Genomic DNA, 21,340 nt, shown 5'->3' with positions numbered 1-21,340 from the left:
TGCTGGAAGGCTTCGGCCCAAAAGAAACAAAGCCCTACCACTACCAACTCGACCACCTCGGTACCCCACAGGAACTCACCGCCCCGGATGGCGAAATCGTCTGGTCCGCGCATTACCGCGCCTACGGCGAAATCAGCCGCCTGGACATAGGAAAAGTCGACAACCCGCTGCGCTTCCAAGGCCAATACTTCGATCAAGAAAGCGGGCTGCACTACAACCGCCATCGCTACTACAATCCGGATCTAGGTCGTTACCTGACACCCGATCCGGTGAAATTGGCGGGTGGGAGTAACGCCTACCTATACGTGCCTAACCCGACCGGATGGGCAGATCCACTAGGCTTGAATTCTTGTCCAGGTGGCGAAAAGTGCAAACCGAAGATTGAAGCTGAAGAACCAGAAACTAAGGCAAAAGCCAATTATGGGGAGTCACTCCCGACCACCACCTCAAATATCCCGCCTGAAATGGGATATCACAAAGAAACCTATGCCAACAAACCAGTTAAACCGGAAGAAACCACCCGAAAGTGGGATGAATTTCTAGGGCCACATCCCCACACGAACACCAACCCACGAACTGGAAAACCTGATCGCGACAGGATAGTTTCTAGTGACGCAAAAAGAAGTATTCGCTATGGCTCGCACGAAATGAACAGCCAACCAAGCAAACATCACTACCATTAGGAGACATGGACTCTTGAGCTTAAAACCAACACCATGAATGTGGACAACACTGTTATTAGAGTCCCACTACCGAAGAAGTGAAATGAAGATACGAATTATCGAAGTACTTTCTACTAAGGACACTTTACTCGTCAGGTTTCAATCATCTGTCGGTAGTGGCACCGCTCTATGGGCTGGGATCCCCCCCGACATCGGCGAGGAACACGACGTAGAGTTCGATCTGGATGAAATTTTTTCTTGGGGGCGAAACATTACTCCGTCCTCCGATACGACCCCGCAGGTCACCGATATAAACGGTATCACTCAAATAACCGCCGAGTTGATTCAAGTCGCGGACGAAGAATGTGCTGCATTACAATTTGGCGACTCTATAGTTCTTGTTGAACTCGACCGACCAATCACTCAAAAATCTGGTTACGTTGACGTGCGGGCGACCAGAATCACCCTATACCCAACAAATATTTAACCCCCCTCACCCCCACGCCACCACCAACAACCCCACCCCCAACACCAAACACAACGGCGAATAAAAATACGTATCCAACCTCGCAAACCTCGACCCGCCGACTTTCTTGAAAAACCCCACCAATTCCGAATCCCCAATCGCCCTGGCAAACATTACCAAGGCAATCGCACTGATCCCCCACTGCAACGCCCCATGGGATACCGCCGAAAAGTACAACCCCGCACGCAGGCACACCATCAGCGCAATCGCCACCAATCCCATGGCGACCAGAAACGTGGCGAGCGCCGAGGGCTTGAACGCAGGCTTGGGTCCGCTGGCGAATTCTCCGGGCAGTTGGGGGATGGCGGCTAAGAAGCCGAGTTTGCCGCCGGCAGCCCAGTACAGATGCACCATGCTGATGAATGTAAAAACGCCGACAATCCATCGTGCGACTACGAAGCTCATGACTGGCTCTCTCTGACAAGGTCCGAATCAGGATAGCCCCCCTGAGATTTTCTGCAGGCATTTCGTCGGCGGCTGACGGTAAAGTGCCGCCCCATGAAACTTGCCCGTGCCGACCGCTCGCTCATTGCTTGAACGTTCTATTGCTGCGTCCTGTTCAATGTGTTCGCCTGCAGTATCGGTCATGGGCAGATGGTCGCGATGCAGCTCAATGGCATCGGCGGCCAGTTCTGTACAGTGGACCCGCGCACCCAGGCGCCCAAGCCGTCCAACTCCACTGAGGAGAACCTGCCCACGCTGTCCAAGGCGTTCGGCTGTCCGCTGCGCTCCACTGGCGGTATGGGCCCGGCGGTGAGTTCCAGCCTGAATGTGGCGGTGTTGCCACAGCCCCATGCGCCACCGCCAGCTATCGTCCTGGCTGCTGACACCCTGCCCGCTGTTCAACGGGATCAACGGGATCAACGTCGTCGACGGCCGCTACGAGCAGCGCACGATCTGAGCGCGCTCGATCATCGACTACCGCATCAACGACAGCACCACCCTGAAAAATACCCTGTACGACTAGGACAGCCAACGCGATTACCGCAACCTGGAGACTTCTACGACATTCCGCGAACCCGGGAGAGCTTCGGCAAAGACAAGACTAACGAAGTCACCACTAAAGCACTGTTCGTGGAGAATCGCCTGGGCCTCACCGACAAATTGTCGCTGTTGACCGGCCTGCGTTACGACGCCATCGACCTGGATGTCACCAACCACCGCGTGGTCACGGCCACCAACCCTCGGCACTCCAAACGCAACTGGGAACCGGTGACCGGCCGCGTAGGCCTGACCTATCAATTCATCCCATCGGCCAATGTGTACGTGCAATACAGCACCGCCGCCGAGCAGCCAAGCACCCCCACACAAGTGTTTGATGTCTCGACAGGTAAGCAGTGGGAAGTGGGCAGCAAGTTCGACTATCTGGAGTGCCGTGGCTCGGCCACCATGGCCACCTACAAGATCAGCGCAAGGACTTTGCCGTGACCGAGCCGCAGCATCCCGGTCGACACGTATACCTCGGTGACGGGCAGAGTGCGCAACTTAACGAATGAGATGTATGCCGAGTTTGCCCATGTGTCGCCGGCGTATTATCTGGGGGCGCCGAGAACCTTCGAGCTGGCAGTACAAACCAGGTTATAAACCTGCAATGCAATCGAATGTGGGAACGTGCTTGCTCGCTCCCACATTTTGATCTCCATTCGCCAGCGAGATCGAGGTTACTTCAGGCTCGCCTCAACCTTCTGCGCCACATCCTCCGTCAACCATGCCTTCCACACTTGCGGATGTTCCTTGAGAAATGCCTGGGCCACCTCTCGTGGCGCTGTGTGATTTTCACTCATGGTCGCCAAGGCTTTATTCAGCGGTTCGATCGGAAACTCAACTTTCTCAAAGAACTGCGCAATCTGCGGATGGGCCTTCTGGAACGGCGCAGACACCCCGATACTCAACTTGGACGCCAACGAGCGCGTGGGCTTCGGATCAGGATTATCCGCATCCGTCAGGGTCTTCCAGGCCTCGGCATCGAAGGGCGGTTCCTCCAGTTGGATCAACTTGTAGCGCCCCATCAACGGCGTCGGCGACCAGTAGTAGAACAACACTGGCTTGCCCCGCCGGATTGACGAGGCAATCTCGGCATCCAGTGCCGCGCCTGAGCCGCTGCGGAAGTTCACGTAGCTGTCATCCAGACCGTAGGCCTTGAGCTTCTGTTTGTTGACCACTTCCGAGGTCCAGCCGATAGGGCTGTTGAGAAAGCGGCCCTTGCCTGGGGATTCCGGGTCCTTGAACACATCCTTGTAGCGCGCCAGGTCCTTTACGCTCTTGAGGTCCGGCGCCAGTGGCTTGATGCCTTTGGCGGGATCACCCTTGACCACGTATTCCGGCACCCACCAGCCTTCGGTTGCGCCTTTGACCGTGTCACCGAGACCAACCACCTTGCCTTCGGCCTCCGCCTTGACCCACACCGGGCTGCGGCCGGCCCACTCTTCGCCGATCACCTGGATGTCGTTCTTGGCCAGGGCGGTTTCCAGGGTGATGGTAGTGCCGGGCAAGGTGTCGGTGGGTAAGTCGTAACCCTTCTCGACAATTACCCGCAGCACTTCGGTGATCAGGCTGCCGCTTTCCCAGTTCAGATCGGCAAAATGTATCGGCGCCTCAGCGGCGCGCACCGGCAATGTGGCCATTGACAGCCCTAGGGTCGTCAGGGACGCAGCCAACAGTATTCTCAATCCTTTCATGCCTCAGCACCTCGCGATATCGCAGCCAATAGCGGAAGGCTTTGCTGCGTATGCGCGAAGCCTCTGAACAAGTAAGTCAACTCAACTGTAGTAGAGGTTCCGGGAGATAACGGGTGTTCGCGTTTTTTTGCTGATTATTCACTGGCCTTGAACGTGACCAGCTCACCCTTGCGCCATTTGGCAGCCTTGCCGGTCACGGCCTTGAGTGTTTTGGTCAGGCCTTCCTGAAGTTGCTCATTGGCGGCAAACACTAGCATCACGCTGTGGCCTTCCTTGAACACGATGCCCTGGCCTTCGGCCGAGGACACAAAGGCGTAGTCGCCCAAGCCATAGACGGTCAGCTTGATGTCGCGGAACTTCAATTCGAACTTGCCACCCTCACGACTGGGCAATACCGCCGCACGGAAGTGATCGCCGACTTTGAGTTCCAGGCGAGGTTTGTCGTCCACCACCATCGCCGCCTCGGTGTCGATTTCGGCGATGTAGATACCTTCCGGCGTCTGCTCGGTGATGTAAACGAAACGGGATTGAAACTGTTTGACCAACTTTGCGCGCAAATCACCCAGCACGAACAACGCGTGCATATCCAGATTACTGACTGCCAAGGAAACGCCCCCACATCGAAAAGAGCGCTGTCCGCCAGAGCGGACAGCACAAAAAAACGGCCTTCACGGCACGACCACATCACTCATTCTTTGAAAAAAACTGAAGAAAATCCCGCTGTCGAGTCACAAGACTAGTACAGACGTACGTGATGGACCTTGTGCAAGGTCATCAGGCACCACAGGAGATCACAGGTTCAACGGCCCGAGAATACGGGCCGACCAACTTCAGAGAATAACCCAATTAAAAATGCAGTTTTCCGACACGCAAACTCAAATAAACACACTGCCATGGAACCGGGCGCTGGTCGCCTACGACAATACTAAAACAGCAACACCGATGAAAACCAGCTACAACGCTGCAATCAAGTCGTCCGGATCGATCGAAAGGAGCAGGCCATGCAACGATCAACCTACAACGCGATGTCTTCGACCCCCCGTTCATCCTCTCAGGACGAAGCTCAATACTACCGCTTGAACGGCTTTGAAGGGTACTCGGATTCAATTCTTTACCAAGTCGTACCTGCCGGCAGAAACTTCTTCCACATCCGCGAAGTGCTCAGCGGTCGAATCAAAGGCTTTCGCAGCGACCATGTCAAGGCCTGTGAACTGGCCAAGAAACTTGAAGCCATGTTGTAAGCGCACCCAACGATCGATCGTTTCGTCAGCCCGCTAACTTAACTGCGCCGCCGACCCGCAACAACTGCCATACTGGCCCGTCCACTGAAGTTTGTGCCCACTCGGGCCAGGTTTCTCCAGTGCAGTTATCTCCAAGGGAAGGCTCTACGTGACGGAATTTGATATCGGCGAATTTTTCATCCATGGCGACGTAAGGGAAGTAGACGGTGAGTTTCAAGCAGTGATCATCATGCGGGCCAAGCCACCGCTGACCACTGTCACCACCCACCAGGTCGAAAAAGACCGCTGGTTCAAAACCGTCGACGCCGCCGCCATCGCAGCAAAGGACGCCGCCAAAGCGTTAAAAACCGCCGTAGATTCTGGCGCCCTGAATTCCTGACAATCCGATAGAACTCTACTGCGTCACAACCCTCCCATGCATAACGACCACCCTGCATGGAGAACGATATGGACGCGCCAATCCCTACCCTTGAAACCCTGTTTGACCAATTGGGCCTGGACTCAACCCCAGACGCTATCGACGCCTTTATCGCTGCGCACCCTTTGCCTGACGACGTGAAGTTGGTCGATGCGCCTTTCTGGTCCGCACAACAAGCACGTTTTCTCAAGGAAGAGCTGCGCGAAGACGCCGAATGGGCGATTGCGGTGGACGAACTGAACCAACGCCTGCATCAACCGCACTGACGGTAGATATCTACTCACGTTCAAAGGCTGAAAATTCCCCTGCAGTGATCGGGCTTGTCCCGCTCACTGCAACGATGTGTCGATGCCTATGCCCATCCCGGAAAAGCCCACGTCACGTTAACGCTTCACAGCCTCGGGTTTATAGCCCAGGCGCAGACCACCCCAATGCCGGCCCTTGACGACGATCGGCACCGATAGGTCGTGCATCAGCTCACCGGTATCGCGGGTGTAAGTCTGCAACAAAACCGCCTGTTGATGGCTGCCACAGCGGATCCCGGTGCGGTCTTCAAACTTGCGCTTGGTGCGGTTCTGCACTGCATCCACCTGCACATCGCCGGTCAATGCCTGGGAAAACGCCTTGTTGTGCGTCGGCACGTAGCCCTGGGGCGTGCAGGCAATGGCGAACACCAACCCTTCATGCCTCGGCAGCAGATCTTCCTGGATCGCCGGCAACACCTGGTCGGTATAACCGTCAAACCGGGTGTGGTACTTGCTTGGGGTGGTATTGGCAATCGGCGTGTAGCTTCGGTCGAATAGGTCATCCAGACTGATGCGGTTCTGTAGCACGTCGGCCTCGAATTGCGCGGCAATTCGGCTGGCGCCTTCACGGGCCAAGTCGTAGATCCGCTGGTGATAGTCATCCAGGCCGACTTGCGCCAAGCGTTCACTGATGGTTTCGGCTTGGCCTTCCATCTGCACGGCGGCGTCGGCCAGTTGGCGGGTTTGCTGATCGCTGACCGCCAGGTCGCTGCGCATTTGTTCCACGGCATGGAACAGGCTGTCGAGCTGGGTGCGGTTGGTGTCGGCGCCCTCGGCGATTTCATTCACCTGGCCTTCGACATCCGCCGCCAGGCTGGCGATGCTATGCAGTTGCTCACCGGCGCGCTCCACTTGCTCCACACCCGTGTGCAAGTCTGCCGAGAGCTGGCGAATCTGCTCCACCACCTGAGCCGTGCGTTGCTGGATATCGGCCACCATCACCCCAACCTCATCAGTGGCTGTGGCCGTACGGCCTGCCAGCCCGCGCACCTCATCCGCCACGACTGCAAACCCCCGACCATGCTCACCGGCTCGCGCCGCCTCAATCGCTGCATTGAGCGCCAACAGGTTAGTCTGGCTGGCGATGGACTGGATCACCAAGGTCACCCGCTGGATTTCCTCACTGCGCTGGCTCAAGGCTTCGATCAGTTCACGACTGGCATTGGCGCGCTGACTGAGCTGGTGCATGCGGGTGATCGATTGGGCCAGCACTTCGTGGCCTTCGGTGCTGCGTTGATGGGCCTGGCTGGCGGCCCCCAGGGCCTCGCGGCTGAGCTGGGAGGTGACCTTTTCGGTGCCAATCATCACCTCGGCACTGCTGACAATCTGCTTGGCTGCACTCAACTGAGACTGCAAGCGAGCCGCCAGTTGCTTGACCGAATAGGCCACGCCGGCAGCGGAGAGTGCGTTATGGCTGGTGGTATAGGACAGGTCGCGAGTCAACTCACCCATCGCATCGACAGCTTCGCAAGACGTAACAACGGGTGTGCGACGTGTCAGGCGAGGCAGCCAGATGACCAGCACGGCCAGTGGCAGGCAGACGTACAGCGGAAGGCTGGCAAATGCCAGTCCCAACAGTATCAGCACCAGGGCGATGCTCTGCGTAAGCTGCGTCAACCAGGCGGCCAACCCGCGCACTACCGATTGCGGCGCCACTGCTGCGCCCGTCAGAGATCCTTCCCCAGCCATCTTCGTCACCCCACTGCTTATCGTTATTGTCGCTGCATTAAACGCCACTATCGGGCCATTATCCATGGGCCTTTAGTGGGGTAGCTTGCAACAGATCAATACACGGGGGTGTAACGAGTCTTTCCCTGGGGGACCGCTTAGCGCCCCCCCAGCTTCACCGCATCAGGCTTGGCGCTGGTGCTTGTCGATCTGCTCGTGGCGCTCTTGCGCTTCGATGCAGTACTTGGTGGTAGGGCTGATCAGCAAGCGCTTGAGGCCGATAGGCTCGCCGCTGTCATCGCACCAGCCAAAGGAATCTTCCTTGATGCGTTCCAGTGCACGCTCAAGTTGCGGCAGCATGCGCTGGTCGCGGTCGATGGCGTTCACCAGCCAGGTGCGCTCTTCTTCAACGGAAGCGGCGTCGGCAGGGTCGGCCGGAGTGTCCAGGCTTTCAATGGCGATACGGTTCTGTTCGATGCGCTCGTGGTGTTCCACTTTCATGTCTTGCAGCAACTTCTCGAAAAAAGCGTGCTGTTCGGCATTCATGTAGTCATCCGCCGGCATGGCCAGCAACTTTTCCTTTGTCATTGATTTCTCTATAAAAAATACGTGCATTAAGGCGAATAAGGGAGCGTTCCGGCCGACCTCTGCAGGTCTCGGAAGGGCGCCGTCCATTTCAAGCGCCACCCGGCACTCAATTTACGAGGGGCGGCAGTCTAAGGCCGACTTGAGGGCACAGCAACTGAAAAGACAGGCAATTTTTCCGAGATAACCCCCAAAAGCACCAGGACGGGCTCGGCGAATGGTTATCGGAGTGCGTTTATAGCAGGAAAGTTCGTGGAACAGCTATAAGCTGCAAGCCGCAAGCGACAAGCTGTAAAGCTAATCAAACTTGCAGCTTGAAGCTTGAAGCTTGCAGCTCAACGCTTACGCTGCTTCTTATTGCGGTATTGGTCGATCACCACCGCCACCACAATGATCAGGCCCTTGATGATGTCCTGGATGTACGCATCCACCCCGACAAACGTAAACCCGCTGGCCATCACCCCCAGAATCAGTGCGCCGATCACGGTCCCCGTGATGCGCCCTACTCCGCCCGCCAGGCTGGTGCCGCCGATCACCGCGGCGGCAATCGCATCCAGCTCGTAGGACATGCCCATACCGGCCTGGCCGGTCGCAGCCCGTGCCGAGGCCACCACACCGGCCAGGCCCGCCAGGAGCCCGGCGATGCTGTAGACGATGATCAAGTGGCGCTTGACGTTGATCCCCGACGTACGCGCCGCCTGCATGTTGCCGCCGATGGCGTAGGTGTACTTGCCGTACTTGGTGTAGCGCAGGGCGATATGGAAGATCACAGCCACCACCAGGAAGATGATCACTGGCATCGCGCCATGGCCGATGGCCGTGTACGAGTCCGAGAGCATGCTCACCGGTTGGCCTTCGGTGTAGTAACGCGCCACGCCACGGGCAGAGACCATCATGCCGAGGGTGGCAATAAAGGGCGGGATACCGGTAACGGCAATGATACTGCCGTTGATCGCCCCTGCCAGCAGCCCGACGCCAAGCCCCATCGCCACCGGAATCCACACCGGCAAATCGGTCAGACTGGGAAATACCGCCCGGGAAAAATCAGAGGTTTGCGCCAAACTGGCAGCGATCATCGCCGACAACGCCAATACCGAGCCCGAGGACAGGTCGATACCGGTGGTGATGATCACCTGGGTCACACCGATGGCGAGCAAGCCGATGATCGACACTTGCAGGATCATCAGCACCAGGCGCTGGGAGTTCATCAGGAAGCTCTGGTCACGCACGATCCAGCCGAACACTTCAAACACCAGGCCGATGCCGATCAGCACCAGGAAGATGCTCAGCTCGGTGGGCACGCGTCGACGACTTTTGGTTGGCGCCGTCGTGGGTTTGTTATCCGTTATTGCATTCATAGCCCATCACCTTTTTATTCTGTACGTCAGTGGACTACCGTCATCCCGGATGCCAACTGCATGACTTTTTCCTGGGTGGCTTCGCTGCGCTCCAAGGTGCCCATCAAATCCCCTTCGTGCATCACCATGACCCGGTCGCTCATGCCCAGTACTTCGGGCAGCTCGGAAGAAATCATGATCACCGCCATGCCTTCGCTGGCGAGGAAGGAGATCAACCGATAGATCTCCGCCTTGGCGCCCACATCAATGCCCCGCGTCGGTTCATCAAGGATCAGCAGGCGCGGGTTGGTCATCAGCCAGCGCGCCAGCAAGGCCTTCTGCTGGTTGCCGCCGGACAAGGTGTCGATGCATTGCTCAAGGGACGGGGTTTTCACGCGCAGCTTCTTGCACATGTCTTCGCACAGCGCACGCAGGGCCTTCTGCTGGATAAAACCGTTGCCCGAGTAGTGCGGCAGCACGGCCATTTCCATGTTTTCCAACACGGAAAGGCAGGGGAACAGGCCACTGAGCTTGCGGTCTTCGGTCAACAGAGCAAAGCCCTTCTCAATGGCCATGTGCGGATCGGTAATGCGCACCGCCTTGCCGTCCAGACTGATCTGGCCGCTGCTGCTAGGGGTGATGCCAAAAATGGTTTCGGCCACGTTGGTGCGGCCCGAGCCCATCAACCCGGCAATGCCGAGGATCTCGCCGGCGTGCAGGTCAAACGAAACGTCCTTGAATACGCCGTCCAGCGTCAGGTTGCGCACCGACAGCAACAGGTCACCGATGGGCGTCTCGCGCACCGGAAACAGCTGGCTCAGCTCACGGCCGACCATCATCGAAATCAGGCTGTCGCTGTTCATGCTGTCGGCGCGTTGCAGGCCGACGTACTGGCCGTCGCGGAACACCGCCACTTCATCGGCGATCGCGAATACTTCATTCATTTTATGGGTGATGTAGACGATGCCTTTGCCCTGGGACTTGAGGTCGGCAATGATCGAAAACAAGTGGGCCACTTCCTTGTCGGTAATGGCCGATGTCGGTTCATCCATGATCAGGATGTCGGAGTCGTAGGACACGGCCTTGGCAATCTCGACCATCTGTCGCTCGGCGATGCTCAGGTTGCCCACCTGTTCCTCGGGGTCGAGGTTGATGCGCAAGCGCGCCAGCAACTCGGCGGTGCAACGGTGCATTTCGCGGTGGTTGACCATGTGCAGGCTGTTGAGCTGCTCGCGGCCGATCCAGATATTCTCGGCGATGCTCATGTGCGGCATCAGGTTGAGTTCCTGGTGGATCATCGCGATCCCGGCCTTCTGAGCCGCCAGGGGTGTTTCAAACACAATCGGTTTGCCGCGCAGGCGAATTTCTCCGGCGTCGGGCTGGTAGATGCCAGCGATGATTTTCATCAACGTCGACTTGCCTGCTCCGTTCTCGCCCATCAGCGCCAGCACGGTACCGGGGCGCACGCGCAGCTGTACATCGGCCAGGGCCACGACACCGGGAAAGCCTTTGCTGATATTCACGATTTCCAGCAGGTAGGGTTCTTCCAACAGCTGGGGTTGGATACCGGGAGGCTGCGAGACAACGGCTTGAGCGAGCATAGAAAGGTACTCCATCGGCAAGGCGGGCACGACCGCCCTGCCGGCTTATTGTTGTTATGTCAGGGCTACTTGAACTGGGCGACGTTGTCCGGCGTGATCAACTGGAACGGGATGATCACGTTCTGCTCGACCGGCTCCTTCTTGACCATCTTGCGCGCCGCTTCCACCGAGCCCACCGCCTGCCCCTTGGCGTCCTGGAACGCCGACGCCGCCATATCACCCTTGGTGATCGCGTTCAAACCGTCCGGCGTACCGTCGACACCCGCGATCAACACGCTGCCCGGCTTGATACCCGCCGACTTCAGGGCCATGGACGCGCCAATCGCCATCTCATCGTTGTTGGCCAGCACCGCGTTGAATTCGCGGCCTTGGGTCAGCCAGTCGTTGACCAGGGTCATGCCCTTGTCGCGCAGCCAGATGCCGGTCTGTTCCTGCTCGATCTTGATGTCCGGGTACTTGGCCAGGACTTCCTTCACGCCCTTGGTGCGATTGGTGGTGGCGTTGTTCGCCAGGTCACCCAGCAAGATCACGATCTTGCCTTTGCCGCCGAGCTTTTCAGCGATGTATTGCATTTGCAGGCGGCCGGCCTCGGTGTCATCGGAGACCACCACGGCGACACCCTTGGGCAAATCTTTCTGGTCAGGACGGCGGTTGACGAACACCAGCGGAATGCCCGCCTTGGTGGCGGCATTGATGATGTTCTTGGTCGAAGCGGTATCCACCGGGTTGACGATGATGGCATCGACTTTCTGGCTGATAAAGTTCTCGATCTGGCTCAGCTGCTTGACCACGTCGGCACGCGCGTCTTCGAACTGTAATTGCACGCCGTCACCCTCGGGGTAGGACTTGGCTTGCTTGTCCATGTCCTCGCGCAGGTAGGTCAGGAAGGTGTCATCGAAGGCGGACATGCTCACGCCCACCTTGATATCGGCGGCACTGGCAAAGCCACTCGCCAGCATCATGGACAAGGCCAGCGCGGTAAAACGGATCGGGGTCTTCATGAACGGTCTGTCTCCACATTATTGTTGGTTTTGTTGGACGTTACGTTGATCAGAGCGGGGCTTGCGAATGGGGCAGTCGAACCAGCGGTGCGCCTGGAATGCAGCAGACCAGCGCGCCCTTGTTTTCGACGCAGAGCACATTAAGGAAGGAGAAGTAGAACGGCCGGGCGCGGGGCAGACCGCGTGGCGCTAGGACAGGGCGTAAAACTCGCAGTACAGCGTTGAAGATTTTCATCTGACGGTACCTGGTTGTTTTTGATCTTGTTTTTGTTGAGTCGTGCAGATCGAGTCCGAACGTACTATATGCAACCTGGAAAAGACTTTATTGGAAAAAAATTTCCATATCAACCTGTTTTAGAATTTTATTCTATTTTTGTTGAGACCACCTGCTGCCGCTCGGCGCTCAGGCGGGCAGCGTCCAATATACGGGTGGTTTCCAGCGCATCATAGGCATCCACCGGCAGCGGCCCCTGCCCTTGCACGGCCAATTGCAACTGTCGATAGAACTGCATCCAACAGCCCTTTTCAGACGGCACCCGCTCGCGGTCCGGGCCTTGTTCGAACCAGCCCCAGCGGCGGTGTTCTTCAGCGCCCCAATGCTCACCTTCGGTCTTCGGCGACTTGCCGGCCATCAGCGCTTCTTCCTGGCCGTCCAAGCCTTCGACGGTGTAGCAGCCAGAGGTGCCACTGACGCGAAAGCGCGGCGCCTGGCTGTTTTGCAGGGCATTGCCCCACAGATGCGAAATCACACCATTGGCGTGGGTCAGGGACACAAAAAAACCGTGGTCCACCGTGGGGTGTTCGGCGGTGTATTGCAGTTGCGCGAACACCCGATCTACCGGGCCGAACAGTTGCAGGGCCTGGTCGACCAAGTGGCTGCCCAGGTCGCGCAGCCAACCACCGCCGCTGGCGTTACCTATGGCTTGCGGGCTGTAGCGTTCCACGCGGGATTCGAAACGAGTGATCTTGCCCAAGGCGCCGGCGTCGATGAGTTTGCGCAGGGTCAGGTAGTCCGAGTCCCAGCGCCGGTTCTGGTAGACGCTGAGCAGTGAGCCTTGGCGTTCAGCCGCGGTGATCACCGCCTGGGCCTGTTCGGCGTTGGCGGCGAAGGGCTTGTCGCTGACCACGGTTACACCGTGTTCGATGGCTTCGAGCACCAGGGCTGGGCGGCCTTTAAGGGTGGTGGAGATGACCAAGGCGTCGACGCCGGCTTCGACGATTTGACCGATGTTGTCAAAAGCCCTGACACCAGGGTGGTCGGTTGCCAGTTGCTGGCGGCGTTCGGGTGAGCGAGTCACCACACCGACGAACGTCGCGCCTGGCAGGGTTGCAATCAGCGGCGCATGAAAGAAGCGCCCTCCATGGCCGTAGCCGACTAGACCGATTCGCATGCATACACTCCTTACTTGAAGTGGAAACCCAATTCAAATGTGGGAGCAAGCTCGCTCCCACACTGACTGCATTCCATCTGTGGGATCGCGGTCAGCCGTAGAAGTGCGGACGCTGCGGCAAGCTCACCTTCACAATCTGCTCGCTATTTTGCGCTTCTATGCACGCATCCGCCGCCACCGCCGCCGCAAAGCCATCCCACGCCGACGGCCCGCCGACCTGCCCGGCGCGTACGCTGTCGATAAACGCCTGCAACTCCACGTCATAGGCACCCATAAACCGATCCTTCCAGTCCATCAGAATCGCATTGGACAACTTCGCGCCACTGCGCATTTGCACCTGGGACGGCTCCGGCAGCTTGGCAATACCGGTCTCCCCCACCACTTCGCACTGGATGTCATACCCGTACTGGCAGTTCACGAACACTTCGACATCGATACGCGTGCCCCTGGCGGTTTCCAGCAGCACGATCTGCGGGTCGCGCAGGTGGGCCAGGGCCTTGCTGGATTTGCGTGAAAACACCACTTGCACCGAGACGTAGTCGTCGTTGAGCAGCCAACGCAACACATCCAGTTCGTGGATCAAGGTGTCGGTGATCGCCATGTCGGTCTTGTAGTTCTCGCCCACCGTCGGGTTGCGGTGCGCGCAGTGCAGCATCAGGGGTTCGCCGATCTGACCGCTGTCGATCACGGCTTTCAATGCGCGATAACCCTCGTCGTAGGGGCGCATGAAGCCGACTTGCACCAGGCGCTTGCCGAAGGCCACCTCGGCGTCGACGATCTTGCGGCAGCCTTCAGCCGTCACGGCCAAGGGCTTTTCGCAGAACACCGGTTTGCCGGCGGCGATGGCCGCGAGCACGAACGCTTCGTGGCTCGGCCCCCAGGAAGTGACCAGAATGGCCTCGACCTGTGGTGAATTGATCAGCGCATGGCCGTCGGCGTACACCTCAGCATCCAGCTTCAACTCTGCGACAACCTTGGCGGCTTGCTCAAGATTGATGTCGGTTACCGCCACTACCTGGCTGTTGAGCAAGGTCTGGCTGCAACGACGAATATGGTCACGGCCGATAGCGCCAGTGCCGATGACTCCAAGCTTCAAAGACATACACAACTCCTCTTGTTATCAGTACTGCCGGGCCTTCGCCAGGTGTTCATTGAGTTTTTTTGCGGCGGCATTTGTGCGCTCGCTGGTGGAGACCTGCGCCACACCCACCCGCCACCACGACAGGTAACCGTGGATCATGGTCTTGGGCAGCACCTTGATATCGATCAGCGTAGAAACCGTTTGAGTGCGTGCATCGGCCAGCGCCGCTTCGAGTTGCTCCACGGTGCTGACCTTGTAGGTCTTGCAGCCATAGGCCGCCGCGCTCATGGCGAAATCCACCGGCACCAGGCCGCCGTCGAGCTTGCCGCTCTCGGGGTTGCGGTAGCGGAACTCGGTGCCGAAGCTGTCCATGCCATTGCCGATCTGCAGGTTGTTGATGCAGCCGAAAGCCATGTTGTCGAGCAGCACCACGTTGATCTTGCGGCGCTCCTGGATCGAGGTGGCCAGTTCCGAATGCAGCATCATGTAGGAGCCATCGCCGACCAGGGCGTAGACCTCTTTTGTTGGCTCGGCGAGCTTTACACCGAGAGCAGCGTTGATCTCATAGCCCATGCACGAATAACCGTACTCAACGTGATAGGTGTTGACGCCCTTGCTGCGCCAGGCGCGCTGCAGGTCGCCGGGCAGGCTGCCGGCGGCGGCGACGATAATGGCGTCGTCGGCCAGGGTTTCGTTGAGCACGCCGAGTACGCGGCTCTGGGTCAGGCACGAGCCGGTCAGCTCGATAAATTCACGCAGCACCGCGCGGTCCAGGTGGTCGTCGACCTCAGGCACGAAGCCGTCACCGTCATATTCCACCTGATGCACACGGTCCACTTCGGCGTCCAACTGCGCCTTGGCGTCGCGGATCTGCTCGCTCCAGCCCGAACGATAATCGCCCAGGGCAACGGCCAGTGCTTCAAGGGCGACTTGCGCGTCAGCCAACACCTGCACGCCGTCCAGTTTCAAGGCGTCGCAGGGGCTGATATTGAGGTTGAGAAACTTCACCTCGGCGTGCTTGAACAGTGATTTTGACGAGGTGGTGAAGTCGGTATAACGCGTGCCGACACCGATGATCAGGTCTGCTTCGGGCGCCAGCAGGTTCGCCGCCAGGCAGCCGGTTTCACCGATCCCGCCGACGTTCAGCGGATGGCTGGAGACCACAGCGCTCTTGCCCGCCTGGGTTTCGGCGAAGGGGATATCAAAGCGTTCGGCAAAGGCCTGCAGTGCAGCATTGGCACCGGAATACTTCACGCCGCCACCGCAGATGATCAGCGGCTTGCGCTTGCCGCGAAAAGCCGCCAGCGCATCAGCGATCATCGCGGCGGTGGCCGGGCGACGTTCGATACGGTGCACGCGTTTTTGCAGGAAATAATCTGGATAGTCCCAGGCCTCGGCCTGCACGTCCTGGGGCAACGCCAGGGTCACGGCACCGGTTTCAGCCGGATCGGTAAGCACGCGCATGGCGTGGATTGCAGCAGTCATCAACTGCTCGGGGCGGTTGATGCGGTCCCAGTATTTGCTCACGGAGCGGAAGGCATCGTTGGTGCTGATACTCAGGTCATGGAACTGCTCGATCTGTTGCAACACCGGGTCGGGCTGGCGACTGGCATACACATCACCAGGCAACAGCAACAACGGGATACGGTTGGCGGTCGCCGTCGCGGCGGCGGTGAGCATGTTGGCAGCGCCGGGGCCCACAGAAGCTGTGCACGCGTAGATCTTGCGGCGCAGGTGCTGCTTGGCAAAACCGATGGCGGCGTGGGCCATGCCCTGTTCGTTGCGGCCCTGGTGCACCACCAGGTCACCGCTGTCTTGCTCCAGGGCCTGGCCCAGGCCCAACACGTTGCCGTGGCCGAAAATCGTGAATACCCCGGCGACGAACTTGCTCTGCACGCCATCGACTTCGATGTACTGGTTATCCAGGAACTTCACCAGGGCCTGGGCCATGGTCAATCTTGTTGTGGTCATGTTCGCACCTTGAATGAATGCAAATCTGTCGATCAACAGTGATCCCATGTGGGAGCGGGCTTGCTCGCGAATGCGGTGTGTCAGGCAATGAATCTGTATCTGATAAACCGCTATCGCAGCGATGCGGCGACCCGACAAGCCAGCTCCCACATTGGGTTCAGCGTTGAACCAGAGATTGGTTCAAATGGGCGATGCTCGCGCCCAACGCCTGCTGGATATCCACCAACGCATGCACGCTCTCGGCAAATGGCTCGAACGACAAATAGCCGCTGTATCCAGTACTGAGCAGCGTATCGATCTGCGCCGCGTTGCCCAGGATGTCACCCTCGCCCACCAACACGCGGTGGCCGTCACGAATCGAATCGAGCGGCGTCTCGGCATCTTCCACACCCGAGATATGCACCAGCCCGGTCAATTCCGGAAAGAACTCATGTTCGCTGGCCAAGTGATGATGGAAGGTATCGTGCACCAGGCGAAACACGTCCAGGCCGCCAATGGACTGGATCGCCTCCACCGCCACGCGCTTGCGGCGCAGGGCACATTCCTCAAAGCCCAGGGGTTCGATAAAACCGAGAATCGCGTATTCGCGCAGAATCGGCGCCAGCTCGCTCAAGGCCGTGCGCAACCCGGCGGCACGCTGCGCTTCGTTGCGCGTATCGCCTCGCTCGTTGAACGGGCACATCACCAGGCCCTGGGCGCCGCATTCGCGGGCATAGGTGGCGAGCTGGATCGCTTGGGCGCGACGCTCCTCGTTCCACACGTCAAAGGGGTACAGCGCGTTGATCGACAGCACCTGGATGCCCTGCGCTGCGCACAACTCGCGCACGCGGCTGGCCGGGGTGCCGAATTCGATTTGCTTGCCCGCAAGGTCATTGCGGATCTCGATGGCATCGCACTTGAGCGCTGCGGCCAACTGGATGAAGTCCGGCAGGGACAGGTTGGGGGCGACCATGCGGTTAAGGGCGAAACGTAAAGGCGACTTCATTGTTGTTGTTCTCCGTCCAAAACCGCTTAGAGATCCAGCAGCCAACTGTGCTGCGGATCGTTATGGAAATGCCAGGCGCGCTTGGGGCCGGCCATCACGTTCAGGTAATAAGATTCATAGCCATACGGCACGCTGACCGGGTGATAGCCCTTGGGCACCACCACCAGGTCGCTGTTTTCCACGGCCATGGCCTGGTCAATGCTGCGATCGTCGGTGTAGACGCGCTGGAACACAAAGCCCTGGGGCGGGTTGACCTGGTGGTAGTAGGTCTCTTCAAGAAAGCTCTGGTGCGGCAGGTCGTCGGTGTCGTGCTTGTGCGGCGGGTAGCTCGACGAATGCCCGGACGGCGTGCGTACCTCCACCACCAGCAGCGAATGGGCCGGCTCGCTGTCGGGCAGGATGTCGCACACGTAGCGGGTGTTGGCGCCTTTGCCGCGCACGCTGCGTTTGCAGTTCTCCGGGCGGATCAGGCGAGGTTCGTAGCCGTCCGCACCCGGCGCGGCGCAGACGGCAATCTGTACATCGCTCAAGGCGGTGACCTGGGCATCGGTGCCCGGTGGCAGGTAAGCGGCGAACGGCGATTTGTCTTCAAACACGGATTGGCGATCACCCAGGTTCTGCCAGTTGAAGCCTTCGCCTTCAATGTTCACGCGACCGCTGAGCAGCACCAGGCACAATTCCTTATCACCGGCGCTGACCGGCAGGGTTTCGCCCAGGCTCAGCCGGTAAGCGGAAAAGCCCACGTACTCCAGGCGCCCTGCTTCCAGCGCGACCATGGTTTGTCCGTGTTTGCTGCTCTTGACCAACAAGCTCATTTTGCAGTCCTCTCATTCAGCAGGGCATCATTCAGCAGAGTACGTAGGGTGTCGTAACCTTTCTTCGCATAGATATAGCTGGGCGCCACAGCCGGGTCCTGCTCGGCTTCCACGACCAGCCAGCCTTCATAGTTCGCGGCCAGCAACTCATCGAGCAATTCGGCGAAGTCGATATCACCGTCGCCGGGCACGGTGAAGGTGCCGTTGACGATGCAGTCGGGAAAACTCCACATCTGGTTACGCGCCAGTTGCACCACAGGCTTGCGCACGTCCTTGAAATGCACGTGGCAGATGCGGTCGATGTGTTTACGCAGTACCTCCAGTGGTTCGCCGCCGCCCATGTAGCAGTGGCCCGAATCGAACAGCAGGCCGACTTCCGGGCCTGTTCGTTTCATCAACTGGTCGATGTCTTCCGCGGATTCGACGTAGGCGCCCATATGGTGGTGGTACGCCAGGCGCACGCCTTGGGACAGGGTGAAACGCGCCAGTTCGGTGAGCTTGTCGGCGTAATCCTGCCAGGCCTGTTCGCTGTGAAAGCGCGGGCGCTCGATCAGGCGGATGCGCGAGCCCTGGATCGAATCGGCGACTTCGCCGTAGACCAATACATTGGCGCCGTTTTGCTTGAGCAACTCGACATGGCCGGCAATGGCCTCGATTTCTTCGGCCACTGAACGCCGGGCCAGCCGGCTGGAGTACCAGCCGGAGACCAGTGCCAGGTCATAAGGGCGCAGCACATCGCCGACGCCTTTGGCGTCTTTGGGGAATTTGCCGTTGAGTTCGAAGCCTTCGTAACCGATTTCCTGGCCTTCGCTCAAGGCGGTGCTCAGGGGCGTTTCGCCGCCCAGGGCCGGGAGGTCGTCGTTGCTCCAGGAAATCGGGTTGATGCCAATTCGGATTGCGGGCATGGCTGCACCTTTTATTGTTCTTCAAAGTTGCATGGGATCTGCTTTATGTGGGAGCTGGCTTGCCTGCGATGGCATCAACTCGGTGTACCTGATAGACCGAGTTGCCAGCATCGCAGGCAAGCCAGCTCCCACATTTGATTGCATTTCAAGTTGGAAAACGGGTTTAGGTTCGGGCACTTCGCCAGGCATTGATCAGCTGCTCGAACGTGGCCTGGACTTGCTGGATCAGGGTTTCATCATCAATCTCCCCCGCCATCCACGCCCGGCTCGGCTCCTGGAAGATTGTGCGGCCCACGGCAAAGCCTCGGCACGTCGTACTCTGGCTGGCTTGCTGGAAGCCATCGGCGAGACACTCAGCCGAGGCATTCAGGCCCAGCAGCACCACGCCACGGCAGTACGGGTCGCGGTCCTGGATCAGTTCGTCGAGTTTCTTCCAGTCCTCGGCCGACTGCGCCTCAATCTTCCACCACGCCGGGTAGATACCCAGGTTGTACAAGCGCTTGAGGCTGCGATAGAGCACATCCGGGTAAGTGGACGGGTGATCCTTCGGCGGGATGACTTCCAGCAGCAGTTCATGGCCACTGACCAGTGAAGCTTCGTACACCGCCTTGAGTTGCGCTTCCTGTTCCAGGCGCAGCAACGGCTCGTCGTCGGGGTGAAATTGCACCAGGCATTTGATGATTTGCTCCTGGGGCCAGGCGATCAGGTTGCTGCCAATCGAGCGGCCGTGCTCGAACGCCAGTGGACGCGAGTTCTGCACCTCCACCGGACGCGCGATCCACCAGCCACGGCCGCTGGCCGCATTAAGAGCGTCCTGGCCGAAGCGTTGGTCGGCCAGCAGGCCCACATCGGCCTCTATGCCTTGCTCGGCGAGCTTGTTCTCGACGCGTTCGATGGCCTGGATAAACAGCTGCTTGATATCGCTGATGCGCGTTGGGTCCTGGCCACCTTTTTGCGCCAGGTCCACCAACTGCCAACGGTGGTCGAAAGCAAACACGAACAGTTGCTTCCAGGCCTTGCGCGGCACCGAGACGCGGTGCAGGCGTTGCAGGGTCACGTCTTGATCCGGCCGGGTGATCGGCACCGGGCTGTTGAACAGGTACTCAAGCTCGGCAGGCGTCGGCATGGCCGGCGCGCAGGCGTGACGCGATACCACAAGACCGCCGCAGGCATTGGCCAACTGGCTGCAACGCTCATCGCTGGCGTCATTGATCCAGCCACTGAGGAAACCCGACATAAAGGCATCGCCAGCACCGAGCACGTTGAGCACTTCAACGCGCACACCGGGGTAGATGGCGCCGTCTTCCAGTCGCACGGGGATGGCGCCGTGAATCACCGTGCAACCCTGCGGGCCGAGCTTGACCACCAGGGTCGCCGGGGTCAGCTCGCGGACTTTACGCAGTGCGGTGAGCAAATCTTCACTGCCACCCGCGATGAGGAATTCTTCTTCGGTACCGACAATCAAGTCGAAGCGCGGCAGGATTTTCTGCACATGCTGGCTGACGTTCTGGTCGGCGACAAACCGCGTCTCGCCATCCGCCTTGCCCGCCAGGCCCCACAGCACTGGGCGGTAGTCGATATCCAGCACGCGCTTGACGTTGTGCTTGGCCGCATAGTCCAGGGCCTGGATACTGGCCTTGTACACGCCATCGGTGGAGAAATGCGTGCCGGTGATCAGCAGCGCCTTGCTGTTGGCAATAAAAGATTCACTGATGTCTTCGGCGCGCAGGGCCATGTCGGCGCAGTTTTCGCGGTAGAACACCAGGGGGAAGGTTTCGCGGTCCTTGAGGCCGAGCAGCACCAAAGCGGTCAGGCGCTCCGGGTCGACCTTGATGGCGCTGACATCGCAACCTTCGCGGGCCAGGGATTCCAGTAGGAAACGGCCCATGTGGTCATCACCCACCCGGCTCAGCATCGCCGACTTGAGGCCCAACCGTGCGGTGCCAAAGGCGATATTGGCAGAAGAACCGCCGAGGTATTTGGCAAAGCTGGACACATCCTCAAGCCGCGCACCGACTTGCTGTGCATAGAGGTCGACGCCCAGGCGCCCGAGGCAAATCAGATCCAATTGACGCCCACTGGCAAAACGAGTCTGGCCCATGCTGGCTCCTGTTATTTTTATCAGCCTGCGCTGTGCCGTCGTGGTGGCGGCAAACGCTCTTGGTGGGAG

At 59.0% G+C, this 21,340-nt stretch carries 22 protein-coding genes and 1 pseudogene; 7 read left to right on the top strand and 16 right to left on the bottom strand.

Annotation, left to right across the window (positions count from 1 at the left end; translation table 11 throughout):
• Positions 1 to 683 (top strand): RHS repeat domain-containing protein (locus tag AACY44_RS15190; RefSeq protein ID WP_339530548.1); only part of this gene is annotated, 683 nt, incomplete at its 5' end.
• A gap of 82 nt (positions 684 to 765) precedes the next feature.
• Positions 766 to 1,149, top strand: a complete 384-nt coding sequence (locus tag AACY44_RS15185; RefSeq protein WP_339420451.1) for a hypothetical protein — start codon at positions 766 to 768, stop codon at positions 1,147 to 1,149.
• Between the two features lie 6 nt (positions 1,150 to 1,155).
• Here the strand turns inward: AACY44_RS15185 and AACY44_RS15180 are convergent, their stop codons facing one another.
• Entirely contained in the window at positions 1,156 to 1,593 is a 438-nt protein-coding gene (locus tag AACY44_RS15180; protein ID WP_339420450.1) for a DUF3995 domain-containing protein, read from the bottom strand.
• 150 nt (positions 1,594 to 1,743) lie between these two features.
• Here AACY44_RS15180 and AACY44_RS15175 point away from each other — a divergent pair.
• Both AACY44_RS15175 and AACY44_RS15170 read left to right on the top strand, forming a co-directional pair.
• Positions 1,744 to 2,028 (top strand): annotated as a pseudogene (locus AACY44_RS15175) (DUF2946 domain-containing protein); the annotation flags it as partial.
• The gene (locus tag AACY44_RS15170) at positions 2,005 to 2,616 is read left to right on the top strand and encodes a TonB-dependent receptor domain-containing protein (RefSeq protein WP_445261929.1); all 612 of its coding nucleotides are present in this window, start codon (positions 2,005 to 2,007) and stop codon (positions 2,614 to 2,616) included. The pseudogene AACY44_RS15175 and the gene AACY44_RS15170, both read left to right, overlap by 24 nt.
• Before the next feature lie 233 nt (positions 2,617 to 2,849).
• Here the strand turns inward: AACY44_RS15170 and AACY44_RS15165 are convergent, their stop codons facing one another.
• Both AACY44_RS15165 and AACY44_RS15160 read right to left on the bottom strand, forming a co-directional pair.
• Positions 2,850 to 3,866 carry an ABC transporter substrate-binding protein gene (locus AACY44_RS15165; RefSeq protein ID WP_339437750.1) on the bottom strand — a complete coding sequence of 339 codons (1,017 nt, stop codon included), beginning with the start codon at positions 3,864 to 3,866 and terminating at the stop codon, positions 2,850 to 2,852.
• 134 nt (positions 3,867 to 4,000) lie between these two features.
• Positions 4,001 to 4,450, bottom strand: a complete 450-nt coding sequence (locus AACY44_RS15160) for a hypothetical protein (RefSeq protein WP_050554011.1) — start codon at positions 4,448 to 4,450, stop codon at positions 4,001 to 4,003.
• 417 nt (positions 4,451 to 4,867) lie between these two features.
• Between AACY44_RS15160 and AACY44_RS15155 the strand changes: the two genes are divergently transcribed.
• The 3 genes from AACY44_RS15155 (at position 4,868) to AACY44_RS15145 (ending at position 5,791) form a co-directional block, all read left to right on the top strand.
• Entirely contained in the window at positions 4,868 to 5,107 is a 240-nt protein-coding gene (locus AACY44_RS15155) for a hypothetical protein (protein ID WP_339530546.1), read from the top strand.
• A 148-nt stretch (positions 5,108 to 5,255) separates the two neighbouring features.
• Positions 5,256 to 5,486 (top strand): hypothetical protein, encoded by a 231-nt coding sequence (locus tag AACY44_RS15150; protein WP_159961506.1) that lies wholly within the window; start codon positions 5,256 to 5,258, stop codon positions 5,484 to 5,486.
• 68 nt (positions 5,487 to 5,554) lie between these two features.
• The gene (locus tag AACY44_RS15145) at positions 5,555 to 5,791 is read left to right on the top strand and encodes a DUF2789 domain-containing protein (protein WP_339420447.1); all 237 of its coding nucleotides are present in this window, start codon (positions 5,555 to 5,557) and stop codon (positions 5,789 to 5,791) included.
• 117 nt (positions 5,792 to 5,908) lie between these two features.
• Here AACY44_RS15145 and AACY44_RS15140 read toward each other — a convergent pair whose 3' ends face one another.
• From AACY44_RS15140 to AACY44_RS15080, 13 genes are all read right to left on the bottom strand, one after another.
• Positions 5,909 to 7,135, bottom strand: coding sequence for a methyl-accepting chemotaxis protein (locus AACY44_RS15140; RefSeq protein ID WP_370467879.1), 1,227 nt, complete (start codon positions 7,133 to 7,135; stop codon positions 5,909 to 5,911).
• A gap of 546 nt (positions 7,136 to 7,681) precedes the next feature.
• Entirely contained in the window at positions 7,682 to 8,086 is a 405-nt protein-coding gene (locus AACY44_RS15135) for a TraR/DksA family transcriptional regulator (protein ID WP_003191666.1), read from the bottom strand.
• Positions 8,087 to 8,418: 332 nt separating this feature from the next.
• Complete coding sequence (locus AACY44_RS15130; RefSeq protein WP_339420444.1) at positions 8,419 to 9,441, bottom strand: ABC transporter permease; 1,023 nt, start codon at positions 9,439 to 9,441, stop codon at positions 8,419 to 8,421.
• A 26-nt stretch (positions 9,442 to 9,467) separates the two neighbouring features.
• Entirely contained in the window at positions 9,468 to 11,021 is a 1,554-nt protein-coding gene (locus AACY44_RS15125) for a sugar ABC transporter ATP-binding protein (protein WP_339436552.1), read from the bottom strand.
• 65 nt (positions 11,022 to 11,086) lie between these two features.
• Positions 11,087 to 12,022 (bottom strand): sugar ABC transporter substrate-binding protein, encoded by a 936-nt coding sequence (locus AACY44_RS15120; RefSeq protein ID WP_339420442.1) that lies wholly within the window; start codon positions 12,020 to 12,022, stop codon positions 11,087 to 11,089.
• A 49-nt stretch (positions 12,023 to 12,071) separates the two neighbouring features.
• Positions 12,072 to 12,257, bottom strand: coding sequence for a hypothetical protein (locus tag AACY44_RS15115; RefSeq protein WP_339420441.1), 186 nt, complete (start codon positions 12,255 to 12,257; stop codon positions 12,072 to 12,074).
• Positions 12,258 to 12,384: 127 nt separating this feature from the next.
• Complete coding sequence (locus tag AACY44_RS15110) at positions 12,385 to 13,413, bottom strand: Gfo/Idh/MocA family protein (RefSeq protein ID WP_339420440.1); 1,029 nt, start codon at positions 13,411 to 13,413, stop codon at positions 12,385 to 12,387.
• Positions 13,414 to 13,504: 91 nt separating this feature from the next.
• Positions 13,505 to 14,515, bottom strand: a complete 1,011-nt coding sequence (locus tag AACY44_RS15105) for a Gfo/Idh/MocA family protein (RefSeq protein ID WP_339530544.1) — start codon at positions 14,513 to 14,515, stop codon at positions 13,505 to 13,507.
• 18 nt (positions 14,516 to 14,533) lie between these two features.
• Positions 14,534 to 16,465 carry a 3D-(3,5/4)-trihydroxycyclohexane-1,2-dione acylhydrolase (decyclizing) gene (gene iolD / locus AACY44_RS15100; protein WP_339420438.1) on the bottom strand — a complete coding sequence of 644 codons (1,932 nt, stop codon included), beginning with the start codon at positions 16,463 to 16,465 and terminating at the stop codon, positions 14,534 to 14,536.
• Positions 16,466 to 16,622: 157 nt separating this feature from the next.
• The gene (locus AACY44_RS15095) at positions 16,623 to 17,450 is read right to left on the bottom strand and encodes a TIM barrel protein (protein ID WP_339530542.1); all 828 of its coding nucleotides are present in this window, start codon (positions 17,448 to 17,450) and stop codon (positions 16,623 to 16,625) included.
• Between the two features lie 26 nt (positions 17,451 to 17,476).
• The gene (gene iolB / locus AACY44_RS15090) at positions 17,477 to 18,265 is read right to left on the bottom strand and encodes a 5-deoxy-glucuronate isomerase (RefSeq protein ID WP_339420436.1); all 789 of its coding nucleotides are present in this window, start codon (positions 18,263 to 18,265) and stop codon (positions 17,477 to 17,479) included.
• Complete coding sequence (gene iolE / locus AACY44_RS15085; protein WP_339420435.1) at positions 18,262 to 19,170, bottom strand: myo-inosose-2 dehydratase; 909 nt, start codon at positions 19,168 to 19,170, stop codon at positions 18,262 to 18,264. Before iolE ends, iolB begins: the two co-directional genes overlap by 4 nt.
• Before the next feature lie 163 nt (positions 19,171 to 19,333).
• A complete protein-coding gene (locus AACY44_RS15080) occupies positions 19,334 to 21,271 on the bottom strand; it encodes a bifunctional 5-dehydro-2-deoxygluconokinase/5-dehydro-2-deoxyphosphogluconate aldolase (protein ID WP_339428475.1) in 1,938 nt (645 codons plus the stop codon).
• Positions 21,272 to 21,340: the final 69 nt, after the last annotated feature.

The organism is Pseudomonas sp. RA_15y_Pfl1_P11, from assembly GCF_963970975.1.
Taxonomy (GTDB): domain Bacteria; phylum Pseudomonadota; class Gammaproteobacteria; order Pseudomonadales; family Pseudomonadaceae; genus Aquipseudomonas; species Aquipseudomonas tritici.
Note: the sequence above shows the minus strand (reverse complement) of the source record. Positions and strands in the feature narration are given on the sequence as shown.